The sequence below is a fragment of the Salinarimonas ramus genome, from assembly GCF_014645695.1.
GTDB classification, from domain to species: Bacteria; Pseudomonadota; Alphaproteobacteria; order Rhizobiales; family Beijerinckiaceae; genus Salinarimonas; species Salinarimonas ramus.
The window spans coordinates 207,380-223,146 of sequence record NZ_BMMF01000005.1 but is presented as its reverse complement, the minus strand read 5'-3'; the positions used below and the strand labels follow the sequence as shown (position 1 = coordinate 223,146).

At 71.8% G+C, this 15,767-nt stretch carries 15 protein-coding genes; 7 read left to right on the top strand and 8 right to left on the bottom strand.

The window, feature by feature from the left end; translation table 11 throughout:
• Positions 1–41 precede the first annotated feature (41 nt).
• A complete protein-coding gene (gene dut / locus IEX89_RS10025) occupies positions 42–494 on the bottom strand; it encodes a dUTP diphosphatase (protein ID WP_188912337.1) in 453 nt (150 codons plus the stop codon).
• Positions 491–1,762, bottom strand: coding sequence for a bifunctional phosphopantothenoylcysteine decarboxylase/phosphopantothenate--cysteine ligase CoaBC (gene coaBC / locus IEX89_RS10020; RefSeq protein WP_188912335.1), 1,272 nt, complete (start codon positions 1,760–1,762; stop codon positions 491–493). The genes dut and coaBC overlap by 4 nt, the downstream gene beginning before the upstream one ends.
• A gap of 216 nt (positions 1,763–1,978) precedes the next feature.
• On the opposite strand from coaBC, the gene IEX89_RS10015 reads away from it, so the two are divergent.
• Together IEX89_RS10015 and IEX89_RS10010 are read left to right on the top strand one after the other, a co-directional pair.
• Complete coding sequence (locus tag IEX89_RS10015; protein ID WP_188912333.1) at positions 1,979–2,491, top strand: L,D-transpeptidase; 513 nt, start codon at positions 1,979–1,981, stop codon at positions 2,489–2,491.
• 58 nt (positions 2,492–2,549) lie between these two features.
• Complete coding sequence (locus tag IEX89_RS10010; protein WP_188912331.1) at positions 2,550–2,915, top strand: nucleotidyltransferase domain-containing protein; 366 nt, start codon at positions 2,550–2,552, stop codon at positions 2,913–2,915.
• 5 nt (positions 2,916–2,920) lie between these two features.
• Here IEX89_RS10010 and IEX89_RS10005 read toward each other — a convergent pair whose 3' ends face one another.
• Together IEX89_RS10005 and amt are read right to left on the bottom strand one after the other, a co-directional pair.
• On the bottom strand, positions 2,921–3,079 hold the full coding sequence (locus IEX89_RS10005) for a hypothetical protein (protein WP_188912329.1): 159 nt from the start codon (positions 3,077–3,079) through the stop codon (positions 2,921–2,923).
• A gap of 201 nt (positions 3,080–3,280) precedes the next feature.
• On the bottom strand, positions 3,281–6,478 hold the full coding sequence (gene amt, locus IEX89_RS10000) for an ammonium transporter (protein ID WP_188912327.1): 3,198 nt from the start codon (positions 6,476–6,478) through the stop codon (positions 3,281–3,283).
• Between the two features lie 266 nt (positions 6,479–6,744).
• Here amt and IEX89_RS09995 point away from each other — a divergent pair, with 266 nt between their 5' ends.
• The 3 genes from IEX89_RS09995 to IEX89_RS09985 all read left to right on the top strand — a co-directional run bounded on the left by IEX89_RS09995 (position 6,745) and on the right by IEX89_RS09985 (position 10,429).
• Positions 6,745–7,866, top strand: a complete 1,122-nt coding sequence (locus IEX89_RS09995) for a DUF2336 domain-containing protein (RefSeq protein WP_188912325.1) — start codon at positions 6,745–6,747, stop codon at positions 7,864–7,866.
• A 207-nt stretch (positions 7,867–8,073) separates the two neighbouring features.
• Positions 8,074–9,207: a DUF2336 domain-containing protein gene (locus IEX89_RS09990; RefSeq protein ID WP_188912323.1), complete on the top strand. Its 1,134-nt coding sequence runs from the start codon at positions 8,074–8,076 to the stop codon at positions 9,205–9,207.
• Positions 9,208–9,283: 76 nt separating this feature from the next.
• The gene (locus tag IEX89_RS09985) at positions 9,284–10,429 is read left to right on the top strand and encodes an aminotransferase (RefSeq protein ID WP_188912321.1); all 1,146 of its coding nucleotides are present in this window, start codon (positions 9,284–9,286) and stop codon (positions 10,427–10,429) included.
• 3 nt (positions 10,430–10,432) lie between these two features.
• On the opposite strand, the gene IEX89_RS09980 is transcribed toward IEX89_RS09985, so the two are convergent.
• Together IEX89_RS09980 and IEX89_RS09975 are read right to left on the bottom strand one after the other, a co-directional pair.
• Positions 10,433–10,732, bottom strand: coding sequence for a HigA family addiction module antitoxin (locus IEX89_RS09980; RefSeq protein WP_188912319.1), 300 nt, complete (start codon positions 10,730–10,732; stop codon positions 10,433–10,435).
• Positions 10,733–10,743: 11 nt separating this feature from the next.
• Entirely contained in the window at positions 10,744–11,022 is a 279-nt protein-coding gene (locus IEX89_RS09975) for a type II toxin-antitoxin system RelE/ParE family toxin (protein ID WP_188912318.1), read from the bottom strand.
• A gap of 159 nt (positions 11,023–11,181) precedes the next feature.
• Between IEX89_RS09975 and IEX89_RS09970 the strand changes: the two genes are divergently transcribed.
• A complete protein-coding gene (locus IEX89_RS09970) occupies positions 11,182–12,297 on the top strand; it encodes a polyamine ABC transporter substrate-binding protein (RefSeq protein ID WP_188912315.1) in 1,116 nt (371 codons plus the stop codon).
• 18 nt (positions 12,298–12,315) lie between these two features.
• On the opposite strand, the gene IEX89_RS09965 is transcribed toward IEX89_RS09970, so the two are convergent.
• Complete coding sequence (locus tag IEX89_RS09965; RefSeq protein ID WP_188912313.1) at positions 12,316–13,263, bottom strand: SDR family NAD(P)-dependent oxidoreductase; 948 nt, start codon at positions 13,261–13,263, stop codon at positions 12,316–12,318.
• 198 nt (positions 13,264–13,461) lie between these two features.
• Here IEX89_RS09965 and IEX89_RS09960 point away from each other — a divergent pair, with 198 nt between their 5' ends.
• Positions 13,462–14,700, top strand: a complete 1,239-nt coding sequence (locus IEX89_RS09960) for an MFS transporter (protein WP_188912311.1) — start codon at positions 13,462–13,464, stop codon at positions 14,698–14,700.
• Between the two features lie 44 nt (positions 14,701–14,744).
• Here IEX89_RS09960 and truB read toward each other — a convergent pair whose 3' ends face one another.
• Positions 14,745–15,755: a tRNA pseudouridine(55) synthase TruB gene (gene truB / locus IEX89_RS09955; protein ID WP_188912309.1), complete on the bottom strand. Its 1,011-nt coding sequence runs from the start codon at positions 15,753–15,755 to the stop codon at positions 14,745–14,747.
• Positions 15,756–15,767: the final 12 nt, after the last annotated feature.

The window sequence follows — 15,767 nt, the reverse complement described above, 5'->3', positions numbered from 1 at the left end:
GGCCGACGAGGCCGCTCGTGTCCTCCCGGACCGTCCGGCCCTCAGACGCCGGTCGACCCGAAACCACCGCCGGCACGGGGTGTCGTCCCCAGCTCGGCGACCTCGACCAGGGTCGCGCGCGTCACCGGCGCGACCACCAGCTGGGCGATGCGCATCCCCCGGTGGATCCGGAACGGCGCGTCGCCCAGGTTCACGAGGAGCACCATCACCTCGCCGCGATAATCCGCGTCGATCGTGCCGGGCGCGTTGAGCACGGTTATCCCGTGCTTCGCCGCGAGCCCGGATCGGGGCCGAACCTGCGCCTCGTAGCCCGGGGGCAGCTCGAGCGCGAAGCCCGTGGGGACCAGGGCCCTTTCGTGAATACCCAACTCGATATACGTATTTTGCCCGATCGCCGCAACAAGATCCAGGCCCGCGGCACCCGCGGTCTCGTATCGTGGCAGCGAAAGATCGCCGCAATGGGGCAGGCGCACCACGCGCACGCTCACGCTCACTGCGAAGGCTCCTGGGCTTTCTCCTGCGACGACGCCGCGAGCCGGCTCGCGAGATGGGCGACGAGCCGGCGGGCGACCTCGTCCTTGGCGGCGCGCGCCCAGGTCTCGACCCCCTCGGGCGAGACGAGGTGCACGGCGTTGAAGTCCCCGCCCATGACCCCGCCTCCGGCGGCGGAGACGTCGTTGGCGACGACGAGGTCGCAGCCCTTGCGCGCGAGCTTGGCGCGGGCGTTCTCGACGACGTCGTCGGTCTCCGCCGCGAAGCCGACGACGAGGGCGGGGCGCCCGCTCCCGGGCTCTCGCGGGCGCCTGGCGATGGTGGCGAGGATGTCCGGGTTGAGCGCCAGCGCGAGCGGGGCGGGCGTCGTGCCGTCCTTCTTGAGCTTCGAGGGCTTCGCCTCGGCCGCGCGCCAGTCCGCGACGGCGGCGGCGAAGATCGCGACGTCGGCGGGCAGCGCCGCCTCGACGGCGGCGAGCATCTCCCGGGCGCTCTCCGCGCGCACGACGGCGACGCCCGGCGGATCGGCGATCGCGACCGGCCCGGAGACGAGCGTCACCCGCGCCCCCGCGGCGGCGGCGGCGGCTGCGATGGCGTGGCCCTGCTTGCCCGACGAGCGATTGGCGATGTAGCGCACGGGGTCGATGGGCTCGTGCGTCGGCCCCGACGTCACGAGGACGTGGCGACCGGCGAGCGGGCCCCGAGCGCGGGCGCTCTCCGCGCGCGCGGCGACGAGCCGCTCGACGGCGTCGGCGATCTCGACCGGCTCGGCGAGGCGCCCGGGGCCGCTCTCCGGCTCCGCCATGCGCCCGGAGCCCGGCCCGACGAAGGCGACGCCGTCCGCTTCCAGCGTCGCGCGATTGCGCCGCGTCGCCGGGTGGCCCCACATGGTCGGGTTCATCGCCGGCGCGAGGAGGATCGGCGCGGTGGTGGCGAGAAGCACGGTGGTGGCGAGGTCGTCCGCCTGGCCCTGCGCCATGCGCGCCATCAGGTTCGCGGTCGCGGGCGCCACGACGACGACGTCCGCCTCCCGCGCCAGCCGGATATGGCCGATCGCCGCCTCGTCCTCGCGGTCGAACAGGTCGGTGAAGGCCTTCTCGCCCGACAGCGCCGCCGCCGCGAGCGGCGTCACGAAAGCTTGCGCGCCGGCGGTGAGGATGCAGCGCACCCGCGCGCCGCGCTCGCGCAGCCGCCGGATCAGGTCGAGCGCCTTGTAGGCGGCGATGCCGCCGCCGACGACGAGGAGGATGCGGGTTCCGTCGAGGGTCATGGCCGCCCGGATCAGTCAGTCCTGACCGATCACTAGCACGGCCGCGGGTGCGTGCGGAACGCGGAGCGCGCGCGAAATGCGCGGCATTCTCCCCAATTCGTGAACGCCCGGTCGACCGTCCGCGCCGATTGAGCCTCTCTCAACCACGTTCGCTCAGGAATCGGCGAGCCGCCGCGCGCGAGAACGCCCCTCATGGTCCGAGAGGGAGCCCGCCCGATGCCGCAGCGTCTCACGATGATCCTCGTCCTCGCCGCCTGGTTCGCCGTCGCGCCCGCGCCGCTGCAGGCGCGCGAGCGCGTGGCCTTCGATCTCGACGTGCCCGCGGGGGCCATCGTCGTGCGGGCCGCCGAGCGCGCGCTCTATCTCGATCTCGGCGACGGCACCGCGATCCGCTACCGCGTGGCGGTGCCGCGCGCCGACAAGATGTGGACGGGCTGGCGGCGCATCGACGGGAAGCACGTCGCACCGGCCTGGACGCCGCCTGCGGACGTGCGCCGCGACCTGCCGCATCTGCCGGACGTGATCCCCGGCGGCCATCCCTCGAACCCGATGGGCGCCGCCGCGCTCACCCTCGACGACGGCCTCACCGCCATCCACGGCACGACCCGCACGATGCGCGCCTCCATCGGCTCCGCCGCGAGCTACGGCTGCATCCGCATGCGCGACGAGGACGTGATCGACCTCTTCCAGCGCGTGCGCGTGGGCACGCCGGTGGTGATGATCCGCTGAGCGAAGGTGGAGGCAGCGGCGTTGGCGGCGTCTCGATGCGGTGGTAGCCTCGCGCGCGATGACGACGACGTCGACCTCTCCCGTGATCGAGCCCGCCATCGAGGCGGCCGTCGCGCGCCTGCGCGGCGCGGCTCCGGTCGAGCGCGTGATCCTGTTCGGCAGCCGGGCGCGCGCGGATCACGATAGAGACAGCGATTGGGACCTGCTCGTCGTCCTCTCGGACGACATCCCGGCCGGCGTCTACACGCCGCTCACGCTGTGGCCGCTGGTCGCGGACCTCGGCCCCGCCATTCAGGTCTTCCCCGTCCGTCGCAGCGTCTTCGAGGCGAAAAGCCACGACGTGAACGCCCTCGCCTACGACGCGGCGAGGGAGGGGATCGTGCTGTACGAGGCGGAGCAGGCGGCCATCTCGTCACTGAATTGATTTCCTCAGCGCGACTTATTCAGGCGAGCACATTCCTGACATAGCGGCTTGCCGCCAGTACCCTGGCGAATGTTCTCTTTTTCGATGTTGTTGCCGGTGTTACAATTAGTATCGTTGTGATGCACTCCGGCCTTGATCGAATGCCACGGCGACTTCTTTGCCATCGAACTCTCCTTCCTTCGGATGCGCGAAAGATTTCCGATTCGCACCCCTGAGTCGAGTCAGAAAATGCCAATCTGAATCCGATAGCTGTTAGTACCTCTATTCTTAGTCGCTATGATTGAGAATCGGGCAATTGAGCGCAATTTAAAGTAGCCCTTGGAGCTAATCGTCTTAACGCTCCAGGTCCACTCAACCCGACCGTTTCACCCCGCCTTCCGCCGCCCGCCCGCGCGGCGGCGGGCGCCGGCGAGCTCGGCGAGCGCCTCGGCGCGGGTCGCGGCGTAGGCGGCGGGGTCGTCGAGGATGGTGCGCACCGCCTCGGGGATGGTGCGCGCGGCGACGTCGGCGCCGGCGGGGGCGGCGATGAGGTAGCCCTGCACCTCGTCGCAGCCGCGCTGCATGAGCCGCAGGAGCTGGTCGGGCGTCTCCACGCCCTCCGCGACGACGCGCACGCCGAGCCCCTCCGAGAGCCGCAGCACCGATTCGACGATGTGCCAGGCGCTGTCGTCGTCCTCCATGCCGCGGATGAAGGAGCGGTCGATCTTGATCGTGTCGAAGGGAAAGCGCGTGAGATAGCTCAGCGAGGAATAGCCCGTGCCGAAATCGTCGAGCGCGATGCGCACGCCGGCGCGCTCCAGCGTCTCCAGGATGGCGATGGCGCGGCGGTCGTCGTCGACGAGGACGCTCTCGGTGATCTCGAGCTCGAGCCGATCCGGCGGCAGGCCGGAGGCTTCGAGGGCGTCGAGAACGGTCTCGAGGAACTCCGGGTCCCGGAACTGGCGGGGGCTCACGTTGACGCTCATCCCCGTCTCGGGGAAGAGCCGCGCCGCGGCGGCGCAGGCCTCGCGCAGGACGAAGGCGCCGATGGGGACGATGAGGCCGGTCTCCTCGGCCACGGGGATGAAGTCGGCGGGCGAGATCGAGCCGTCCTCGCGGTGGCTCCAGCGCAGAAGCGCCTCGTAGGAGACGATGCGCCCCTGCGCGAGATCGAGGCGCGGCTGGTAGTGCAGCGCGAGCTCGCCGCGATCGAGGGCGCCCGCGAGCTCCGCCTCGATGCGCTGGCGCCGGCGCTGGGCCTCGCCCATGCCGGGCTCGTAGATCGCATAGCCGTTGCGCCCGGCGTTCTTGGCCGCGTAGAGCGCCGTGTCCGCCTGCTGGAACAGGCCGGCGGCGTCGCCCGCGTGGTCGGGGAAGAGCGCGAGCCCGATGGAGCAGCACGGGCGGATCTCCTGGCCGCTCGGCAGGAGCACGGGCTTGCCCACCTCGTGGAGGATGCGCAAGGCGAGATCGCTCGCCTGCGCCGCGAAGACGATCCCGGCCTGGAGGACGGCGAACTCGTCGCCGCCGAGCCGCGCCGCGCAGTCGCTCTCGCGGCACAGGCCGCGCAGGCGCGCCGCCACGGCGGAGATCACCGCGTCGCCCGCGGGGTGGCCGTAGAGGTCGTTGATGTCCTTGAAGCGGTCGAGGTCGACGAGGAGGAGCGCCGCGCCCGGCGTCGCGCCCGCGCTCGCCTCGGGCCGCGGCTCCGTGCGCTTGGCGAGCTCGCGGTTGAAGAGCGTGCGGTTCGGCAGGTCGGTCAGCGGGTCGTGGAGGGCGAGATGGTAGATGCGCGCCTCCGCCTCGTGGCGCTCGCGCTGGTCGGCGATGGCGAGGACCTGCGCCTCCACGCCCTTGACGACGATGGAGCGCCGGCGGATCTCCACGGGCACCGGCGCGCCGTCGGCACCGCGCACGCGCATCTCGCAGGGCGCGCCCGCGTCGGAGCCCGCGAGCGCCCGCGCGAGATCGCCCCAGTCCGTGGCGGGAACGAGATCGCGTAGCGGGCGCCCGCGCAGGCCGTGCGCGTCGGCGCCGAAGAGGGTGCCGGCGGAGGTGTTGGCGTCGACGACGACGCCGTCGCGCACGATGAGGATGCCCTCGAAGGTCGCGTCCGCCAGGGCGGCGAGCCGCGAGGCCTCCTCCTCCGCGCGCCGGCGCTCGGTCTCGTCGCCGCGCCGCTCCTCCGCCCGCTGAAGCGAATCCATCAGGCCGTTGAACAATTCGGTGAGCCGCTGGGCGTCGTCGCCGTCGACCACGGGGAGGCGGGCGGCGAGGTCGATGTCGCCGCGCACCAGCGACTGCATGGCGTCCTCGACGTGCCCGGTCCCGAGCCGCGTCGCGTGCTCCGCCACGTTGAGCCCCGCCGCCTCGTCGCTCGCCGAGACCCGGACGGGGAGCGCGCGGGCGAGGAGGCGCAGCGCGACGTAGGCGATGCCGAAGGCCCACAGGGCGTTCGTGCCGACGCCGAGCGCCTGGACGCCGAGCTGCGCGACGCGGTCGCCGGCGGGGAGCATGTCGACGGGTGCCAGCAGCGCGAGCGCCAGCGTGCCGAAGGCGCCGGCCGCGCCGTGCACGCCCACCGCGCCGACGACGTCGTCGAGGCGCGCGCGGGTCTCGAGGAGGTGGTTGACGGCGTTCGCCACGAGGCCGCCGAGGAAGCCCACCAGCATCGCCGCGCCGGGATCGAGGAGGTGGCAGCCGGCGGTGACGGCGACGAGCCCGCCGATCACGCCGTTGATCGGGCGCTCGGGCGGGAGCCTCCCGTCCCGCGACCAGCCCGCGACGTAGCCGCCCGCGCCGCCGGCGGCGCCCGCGAGCACCGTCGCGAGGACGATCGCGGGCACCTCCGCGGAGGCCGCGAGCGTCGAGCCGCCGTTGAAGCCGATCCAGCCGACGAAGAGCACGAGCGCGCCCGCGGCCGAGAGCACGGGGCTGTGGCCCGCGATCCGCACGGGGCGGCCGCGCGCGTCGAAACGCCCGGCGCGCGGGCCGAGGACGAGGCAGGCGGCGAGCGCCACCCACGCGCCGGTGGCGTGGACCACCGTCGCGCCGGCGAAGTCGACGAAGCCGAGATCGGCGAGCCAGGCGCCGGAGGCGGGCGCGAGCGCGTTGCCCCAGGCCCAGTGGACGAAGACCGGGTAGATCAGGGCGGCGATGACGACGGTGCAGACGACGTAGGCGGACAGCCGCATCCGCTCGGCGACCGCGCCGGCGACGATCGTCGCCGCCGTGCCGCAGAACATCACCTGGAAGACGAAGAAGGGCACCTCCTCCGGCGCGAGCCCGCTCAGCAGGAAGAGCCGCGCCTCCGAACCCACGGGGAGGAGCGTCGACGACGCCCCGAAGGCGAGCGCGAAGCCGATCGCCGCGAAGGCCAGGGTGGCGAAGACGAAGTCGAGCAGGTTCTTCTGCGCGACGTTCACCGCGTTCTTGGTGCGCACGGCGCCGGCCTCGAGCAGCATGAAGCCGATCTGCATCAGGAAGACCAGGGCGGCGGCGACCATGATCCAGGTCGTGTCGAGCCGCGCGCCGAGCTCGGTGACGGGCGCCGCCGACGCGGAAGTCGCCCAAAGAAAAGGCATGATGATGCTCAGATGAGCAATATGCAGAGCCTTGTACTTCATTGCATTCGTTCCGACGTCGTCGATGACGTTCTAGCGCGAAGCCCGTTAACGCTACGTTTGCCGCACGGATGTTCACCGGGACCTCTCGGTCCGCCAGAGCGCCACGAACCCTTTCCGCGCATGGGATTCGCGGCTGCGTCTCAACACATCGCTTACGAAAGGGCATTAAGGTGCATTCGACGCGACGACGCGAGAAGGCGCTCGCGGCCGGGAAGATCGTGCTCATGGACATGCTGACCTCGCTCGTGTCGGACGTGGAGGACGCCGTCGCCAACGGCGACCCGTCCCGGCGCGTCGAGACGTTGCGGCGCATGACCGACCTGTTCATCGAGCAGGCGCCCCACCTCGCCGACCTGCACGTGGCGGTGTTCGACGAGGTCATCCTGCGGCTCGCCCGGGGCATCGAGTTCCGTGTGCGCGTGGAGCTCTCCGAGCGCCTCGCCGACATGATCAACGCGCCCCAGGGCGTGCTGCGCGACCTCGCGCTCGACGACGAGATCGCGGTGGCGCGCCCGGTGCTGGAGCGTGCGGCGCGCCTCGACGAGGACGATCTCGCCCGGGTCGCCGCGCTCAAGAGCCAGGAGCACCTCCTGGCGTTGAGCCGCCGCGCGAGCCTCTCCGAGCGCATCACCGACATTCTCGTGGATCGCGGCGACGAGCGCGTGGTCAGCGCGGTGGCCGGCAACGAGGGCGCGCTGCTCTCCGAGCGCTCTCTGGTGGCGCTGGTGGAGAAGGCGCGCGGCGACGAGGACCTGCAGACGCAGCTCGAGGCGCGTGCGAGCCTCGGCAACGAGCAGCTGCGCCAGCTCGTCGCCATCGCCCGCGAGAAGGCGCGTGCGACGATGCGCGATTCGCTCGCGCGCCTCGACGGCTTCTCCTTCGACACGGCCGCCTTCGACGACGCGGTGGACGGTGCCGCCGAGGACCTGGCGCGCACGTCGAGCTACAAGGCCCTCGTCGACGACTTCGCCGACGCGGCCCGGATCGTCTCGGAATGCGCGGGCTCGGGCGCGCTCGACGAGGAGACCATCGCCGCCTGGGTGCGCGAGGGGCGCATCGAGGACGCGCTCGCGGCGATCGCGCATCTCGCCCAGGTGCCGACGCCGGTGGTGGCGCGCGCCTACCACTCGAACCACTACGACCCGCTGCTCTTCTTCCTGCGCTCGCTGCGCTTCGGCTGGGCGACCTTCAAGGCCTTCCTCGTCGCCAAGGCGGGGCGCGAGCTCACCGACGAGGTCCACCGCTCGGCCTTCGCCGCCTTCCAGCAGCTCTCCGTCTCCACCGCCCAGCGCATCGTGCGCTTCACCGCCATGCGCGAGCGCACGCTCGAGGCCGAGGCGATCTGAGCAAAACCACCTCCTCGGGTGATTCCAGGCCGGCGCGGCGCGTGCGGGCGTACGTCACGCACGCCCGGCGCAGGTTTCGCGCCGTATTTCGTCTCCCCACGCCGCTTTCCCGTCGGCTTCCCGCCAGACCCGGACAATTCGAGCGATCGATCTAACCTCGCGCTTCATCGGCTCGCCTAACGTCGCGTCGGGAGGCACGAGGGAGCCATGAACGCGATGCCCGCATTGATGAGGGAGGTCGACGACGCGATCGCACGTGGAACGAGCACGCGGCGTGCCGACCACCTGCGCCAGGTCACCGACCTCTTCCTGCGCGACGCCCCGGCGCTCACCGACGAGCAGGTCGACCTGTTCGACGTCGTCATCGCGCGCCTCGCGGCGGCGATCGAGGCGCGGGCCCGCGTCGAGCTCGCCGAGCGCCTGGCGGACGCGCCCAACGCGCCGCGCGGCGTGATCCGCTCGCTCGCCCACGACGAGATCGCGGTGGCGCGCCCCGTCCTCGCCCGCTCCGAGCGACTGTCGGACGAGGATCTCGTGGCGGTCGCCATCGCCAAGGGGCGCGAGCACATGCTCGCCATCAGCGCGCGCACGACGCTCTCCGAGCCCGTCACCGACGTGCTGGTGAAGCGCGGGGACCGGCGCGTGGTCCATGCCGTCGCCGCCAATCCGGGCGCGCGCTTCTCCGACGGGGCGATCGGGGATCTGATCGATCGCGCGCGCATCGACACGCCGCTGCACGACGTGCTCTCCGAGCGCGTCGACCTGCCCGAGGAGCACGTCCGCCAGCTCGTCGCCATCGCTCAGGAGACCGCGCGCAGGCGCCTCGCCGAGGACGCGCCGTCGGAGGGCGCCATCGTCACCGAGGTGATCGAGATCGGCGCGAGCTCGGTGCGCGCCGCCGTGCTGCCGGGCGGGCGCGATCTCGCGGCGGCCTACGCCGTGGTCTCGCGGCTGGCCGCGACGCGCCCGATCACGGAGGGCGACGTCGCGACCTACGCGCGCGACGGCAAGGGCGAGGAGGCGATCTGCGCCATATCCTTCGCCGCCGATTTGACGCTCTCGACGGCCGAACGCCTGTTCAAGGCCGGCGACAGCGAGCTGCTCGTCGTCGTCGCCCGCGCCCAGGGCTGGTCCTTCACCACGGTCGAGCCGCTGCTCGCGCTGCGCGATCCCGAAGGCGCTTGCGCGCCCCATGTCCTCAAGCGCTCCCGCGACGCCTTCGAGCAGCTGCGCCCGCAGACGGCCCAGCGCGTCGTCCAGTTCCTCAAGGCCCGCGAGGCCTCCCAGAAGCGCGCGGCGGAAGCGGCCGCCCAGCGCCAGATCGCGGCGCGGCGGCGCTAGCGTCGCGTCCCGTCGCGCTGCGCGCGCGGCCGTGCTAGAGGGCGGGACCATCCCGTTCCCGAGCCGGAGCCGCCCGATGAAGCCGCTCAATTCCGTTCTCTCAGGCCTGCCGACGACCATCTTCGAGGAGATGTCGCGCCGTGCCCGGGAGACGGGCGCCGTCAATCTCGGCCAGGGCTTTCCGGACGATCCCGGCCCCGCCGACGTGCGCGAGGCCGCGGCGCGCGCCGTGCTGGAGGGCTGGAACCAGTATCCGCCCATGCTCGGCCTGCCGGAGCTGCGCGCCGCCATCGCCGCGCATTACGCCCGCTGGCAGGGCCTCGTCCTCGATCCCGAGCGCGAGATCATGGTGACGTCGGGCGCCACCGAGGCCATCGCCGGCGCGCTGATGGCCATCCTGGAGCCCGGCGACGAGGTGGTCCTGTTCGCGCCGATGTACGACGCCTACCTGCCGCTCGTGCGCCGGGCCGGCGGCGTGCCGCGCGTGGTCACGCTCCAGCCGCCGCTCTTCGGCCTGGACGAGGCGGCGCTCGAGGCCGTCTTCTCGGAGCGCACCAAGGCCGTCCTGTTCAACGATCCGTTGAACCCGACGGCCACCGTCTTCTCCGACGCCGACCGCGCGCTGCTCGCCCGCTACTGCGTGCGCCACGACGCCATCGCGATCTGCGACGAGGTGTGGGAGCACGTGATCTTCGACGGCCGCCGCCACCGTTCGCTGATGAACGAGGAGGGGATGCGCGAGCGCACGGTGAAGATCGGCTCGGCCGGCAAGATCTTCAATCTCACCGGCTGGAAGGTGGGCTTCGTGAGCGCCGCCGCGCCGCTGCTCGGCACGCTCGCCAAGGCCCACCAGTTCCTCACCTTCACGACGCCGCCCAACCTCCAGGCGGCGGTGGCCTACGGGCTCGGCAAGGACGACGCTTATTTCGAGGGGCTGCGCGCCGACCTGCAGCGCTCGCGCGACCGCTTCTGCGACGGCCTCGCGGGGCTCGGCTTCTCGGTGATCCCGGCCGCGGGGACCTATTTCGTCAACGTCGACATCGGCGCGCGCGGCGAGGACGACGTCTCCTTCTGCCGCCGGCTGGTGAGCGAGCACGGCGTCGCCGCCATCCCGGTCTCGGCCTTCTATCCCGGGGGCGAGGTGACGAATGTGGTGCGCTTCTGCTTCGCCAAGCGCGACGCGACGCTGGATGCCGCGCTGGAGCGGATGCGGGGGGTGTGAGCGTCACACACCCTCGTGCGAGGCGACCACGCGCTCGACGTGGATCTCGGCCGCATGCTCGAGCGCCCGCGCCATGTCGTACGCCGCCTGCATGCGGTACCAGGTCTCGGCGCCTCCGCCGAAGGCCTTGTCCAGCCGGATGGCCATCTCCGGAGAGATGCCGGAGCGCCCGTTGACGAGGTCCGAAAGCTGCCTGCGGCTCACGCCGAGCCGACGTGCGGCCTCGGTCACGCCCAGCCCGAGAGGCTCCAGGCAGTCGTGGCGTACGGAGAGGCCGGGATGGGGCGGTCGCTTCATCGGCATGTGGATGGCCTTCAGTGATAGTCGAGCAGGTCGAGATCCCACGCGTCTGCGTCCTCGAACCGGAACACGAGGCGCCAGTTCGCCGAGATCGTGACCGACCAGAAGCCTGCCAGATCCCCCTTCAGCGGATGGAGCCGGTATCCGGGCAGATCCATGTCGCCGGGGCGAGACGCCTGGTCGAGCCGAGCGAGCACGCGTTCGACCTTCGCCACGTGCTCCGGCGCGAGCCGGCGGCGATCACCGGTCTCGTAGAGACGCTCCAGACCCTTGTGGCGAAAAGACCGGATCACGCGAGCAGTGTAACCACACACCGCTCATCGTGGCAACGACGTTCCCCTCGCGTAAGCGCTTGCACCCCACCCCCCTCTCCCCTACGTTTCCTCGCGCGCCGGCACCGCTGCCGCGTATTCCTCCACCCGCACGAACCTGAGATCGGGAGACCGCACGCGATGGGTCGTTTCCTCCCCACCCGCCGGGCGCTGGGCGCGCTCGTTTCCGTGTCCGCGCTGGCGCTCGCCACGGGCGGCGCGCTCGCGCAGGAGCGCGTGGTCAACGTCTACAATTGGTCGGACTACATCGACCCGCAGGTGCTCGCGGACTTCACCGCCGAGACAGGCATCGAGGTGGTCTACGACACCTACGACAACAACGAGATCGTCGAGACGAAGCTGCTCGCCGGCCGCTCGGGCTACGACATCGTGGTGCCGTCGGGCCCGTTCACGCAGCGCCTGATCCAGGCGGGCGTGTTCGCGCCCCTCGACAAGGCGCAGATCCCCAACCTGGAGAACGCCTGGCCGCAGATCGCCGATCGGCTCGCGGTCTACGATCCCGGCAACGCGCATGCCGTGAACTACATGTGGGGCACGACGGGCATCGGCATCAACGTCGAGGCCGTGCGCGAGCGGCTGGGGCCGGAGGCGGACCTCGAGACCTGGGATCTCGTATTCGACCCCGAGGTGGCCTCGAAGCTCGCCGATTGCGGCATCCACGTGCTCGACGCGCCGGAGGACATCTTCCCCACCGCCCTCAACTATCTCGGGCTCGATCCGGATTCGAAGGACCAGGGCGACTTGCAGCAGGCGGCGGACCTGCTCGCGACGATGGCGCCGAGCGTGCAGAAGTTCCACTCGTCGGAATACATCAACGCGCTCGCCAACGGCGACATCTGCGTGGCGGTGGGCTATTCCGGCGATGTCCTGCAGGCCAAGGCGCGGGCGCAGGAGGCCGGCAACGGCGTCGAGATCGCCTACATCGTGCCCGACGAGGGTGCGCTGTTGTGGTTCGACTCGTTCTCGATCCCCGCGGACGCGCCGAACGTGGAAGAGGCGCACGCCTTCATCGACTACATGATGCGCCCGGAGGTCGCCGCCGCCAACGTGAACTACGTCGCCTACGCGTCGGGCAACCTCGCCGCCAAGGAGTTCGTCGACGAGGCGGTGCTGAACGATCCCGGCGTCTACCCGAGCGACGCCACGATCGAGAACCTCTTCATCAACACCGCCTACGACCCGCGCTCCCAGCGCTTCGTCACCCGCGCCTGGACGCGCGTGAAGACCGGCCGTTGATCGGGCGGTGATTCGTTCTCAGTGGGTCGTGACCGGCGGTCGCGGCCCACGGGGATGCGTGGCGGCGCGCTCGCGACGCAGCGGGCGCGCCGCACGCCAGGCATCGTAGCGGCGATCCTCGGTCAGCGGATCACGCGCGCCTCCGTCTCGCACGGGACCGCGCAGGGCGATGGCGAGGCCCGCCACCGCCAGCCCGCCGGCGGCGACGAGAGCCGCCGCCGCGAGCGGATGAAGCTGCGTCTCCAGAAGCCCCGTCGAGACCCGTGCCGACATTCCGCCGCCGGCGAGCGTCCCGCCCGTGACGACGAGGCTGCGGCGCGGATGCTCCGCCGCGTGGAGCGCCGCACGCGCGATGCGCGCCGCGTCGTCGGGATCGCCCGCGACGAAGTGGGTGCGCACCAGCGTCACGGAGATCGGCGCGCGCTCGGCGGCGAGGTCGCGCCGCAGCCCGGAGATCGCGCCCGACAGCGCACCGCGCGCGGCGCCGACCGGCCCCGCGTCCCGCACCGGACGATCGAACGGCTCGATGGCGATCAGCGCGCCGCCGCGCCGGCGCAGATGCCGCGCGGCCTCGTAGGCGCCGTCGATGGCGGCCCAGGCGAGGGCGTCGAAGCGGCGCCGGCGCTCGGAGGGGCTCGCGGCGGCGAGCGCGCTCGTGGCGCCGTCACTCTCGCCGTCGAGCGGGGCCGCGATCCAGGTGTCGAAGCCGCCGAACGCCGCCTCGGCCACCTGCGCCGTCCGGCGCGCGTCGTCCGCGTCGGCGCGGGTCGTCTCGACGGTGAGAATCCGCGTGCCGGCCCCGCCGAGCGCGTCGGCGAGGCGCGCGAGCGTGGCTCCGTCGCGTCCCGCCAGCACGAGGCGCGCACCTCGCGCCGCCGCCTCGTGCGCGATCGTCCGGCCCACGGCTCCGTCGGCGCCCGCGACGACGACGATCTGATGCGCGAGCGGCTTCAGGCTGACGGACATGGGATTTGGCTCCTCGGCTTTCGCGACGACACGCGGGGTCGGGTCGTCGGGAACGGGGGCGGCCAAGCTCCGGTTCCGCACCGGCGCGCGCGAGTCATCATCGATGTCGATGGGCGCCATGCATGCCATGCGCTTTCCACGCGCGCGCGGCGCGATATTCTCACGCTCGAGAAACGCTCCGAGAAAGAGGCACGCTCCATGTCCGGCCCCGCAGCATCGCCGCGCGAGAGCCGCGTCGCACCCGAGGTCGTCATCGCCGCCGGCTGCCTGATCGCGCTCGTGACCTTCGGCCCGCGGGCCTCGGCGGGCCTGTTCCAGGTGCCGATGACGACGGATTACGGCTGGGGGCGCGACACGTTCGGGCTGGCCATCGCCATCCAGAACCTGCTCTGGGGCATCGGCCAGCCCTTCGCCGGCGCGGTGGCCGATCGCTTCGGCACGGTGCGCGTCCTGATGATCGGCGCCGTGCTCTATGCGCTCGGGCTCGTCGTCATGGCCTGGGCCTCGACGCCGCTCATGCTGCACATGGGAGCGGGCGTGCTCATCGGCTTCGGGCTCGCTGGCGCCTCGTTCAACCTCGTGCTCGGCGCCTTCGGCAAGCTGCTCCCCGAGGAATGGCGGCCGATGGCCTTCGGCATGGGCGTCGCCGCCGGCTCCTTCGGCCAGTTCCTGTTCCCGCCCATCGGCAACGCGCTCATCAACGCGGTCGGCTGGCAGGACGCGCTCCTGTGGTTCTCCGCCATCATGCTCGTCGTGCTGCCGCTCTCGATGCTGCTGGCGACCCGCGGCTCCGGCGGCGGCGCCAAGGCCGATGCGGGGCCCAGCCAGTCTATCGCGCAGGCGCTGGCGGAGGCCTTCCGGCACCGCTCCTACGTGCTCCTCGTCACGGGGTTCTTCACCTGCGGCTTTCAGCTCGCCTTCATCACGGCGCACCTGCCGGCCTATCTGAAGGACGCGGGCCTTTCGGCGGCGGTGGGCGGGTGGACGCTCGCCGTGATCGGGCTCGCGAACGCCGTGGGGTCGCTCGGCGCGGGCTGGCTCTCGACGCGCATGCCCAAGCGTTACCTGCTCGCCTGGATCTATCTGGGGCGCGCCATCGCCATCGCCGCCTTCGTCCTGGTGCCGGCCTCGCCCGCCTCGGCGCTCGTCTTCGGCGTGACGATCGGGCTCCTGTGGCTCTCCACCGTGCCGCCGACGTCCTCGCTGGTGATGGTGATGTTCGGCACGCGCTACATGGCGATGCTCTACGGCTTCGCCTTCTTCTCCCACCAGCTCGGCGGCTTCTTCGGCGTGCTGCTCGGCGGCGTGCTCTACGAGGCGACCGGCGGCTACGCCATCGTCTGGTGGTTCTCGGTGGCGCTGGGCATCGCGTCGGCGCTGATCAACCTGCCCATCGTGGAGAAGCCCGTCGCGCGCCTCGCTCCGCAGCCGGGCTGACGTTGAAGAGCCCCGGGTCCGCCTCGCGAACCCGGGGGGCCGCGTCAGGCCTTCAGGTTGAACACCCGGTGCGGCAGGAACTCGCCGCGCTCGATCGTGCCGGTGGAGACCAGAACGCCGTTGAAGGTGGCGTAGGCCTGGCCCTCGATCGGCGCGTCGCGCCCGCGCAGGATCACGGATTGGCCGCGCATCAGGCGCGCGGCGGCGTCGCGCGAGACCGGAACCTGGTCGATCTCCCCGAGCGCGGTCTGGACCGGCAGGACGAGGTCCTCGAGCACCGGGTTCTCGCCCGCCTCGAAGGCGACGCGGAAGGCCTCGAGATCCTCGGCCTCCACCGTGTCCTCCTCGGTGAAGGGGCCGACGCGGGTGCGGCGAAGCGACGAGACGTGGCCGAGGCAGCCGAGCCGGCGCCCGAAATCGCGGGCGAGCGCGCGGACGTAGGTGCCGCGCCCGCATTCGGCCTCGAACACGGACGTGTCGCCCGTATGCGCCACGAGGGAGAGCCGGTCGATCTCCACGGGACGCGCCACGAGCTCCACCGCCTCGCCGTCCCGGGCGAGGTCGTAGGCGCGCTCGCCCGCGATCTTGATGGCCGAGAAGCGCGGGGGCACCTGCATGATCTCGCCGATGAAGTCGGGCAGGATCGCCTCGATTTCGGCCGGCGCCGGACGCGCGTCCGAGCGGCCGACGACCTGCCCCTCGGCGTCGTCGGTGTCGGTCTCCACGCCCCAGCTGACGGTGAAGAGATAGGCCTTGCGGCCGTCCATGACGAAGGGAACGGTCTTCGTCGCCTCGCCCAGCGCGATCGGCAGGATGCCCGACGCGAGCGGGTCGAGCGTGCCGGCGTGGCCCGCCTTCTTGGCGTTGAAGGCGCGCTTGACCATCGCCACGGCCTGGGTCGAGGTGATGCCGACCGCCTTATCGAGGACGACCCAGCCGTTCACGTCCCGGCGCTTGGGCCGGTCGGGCCGCGGTCCGCGGCGGTCCCTCTGGCGCGCGGGACGCTCGTCGGTCGTGGCGGCGCTCTTCGTCTCGTCGGTCATCTCGTAATCCATGATCGGTCGGTC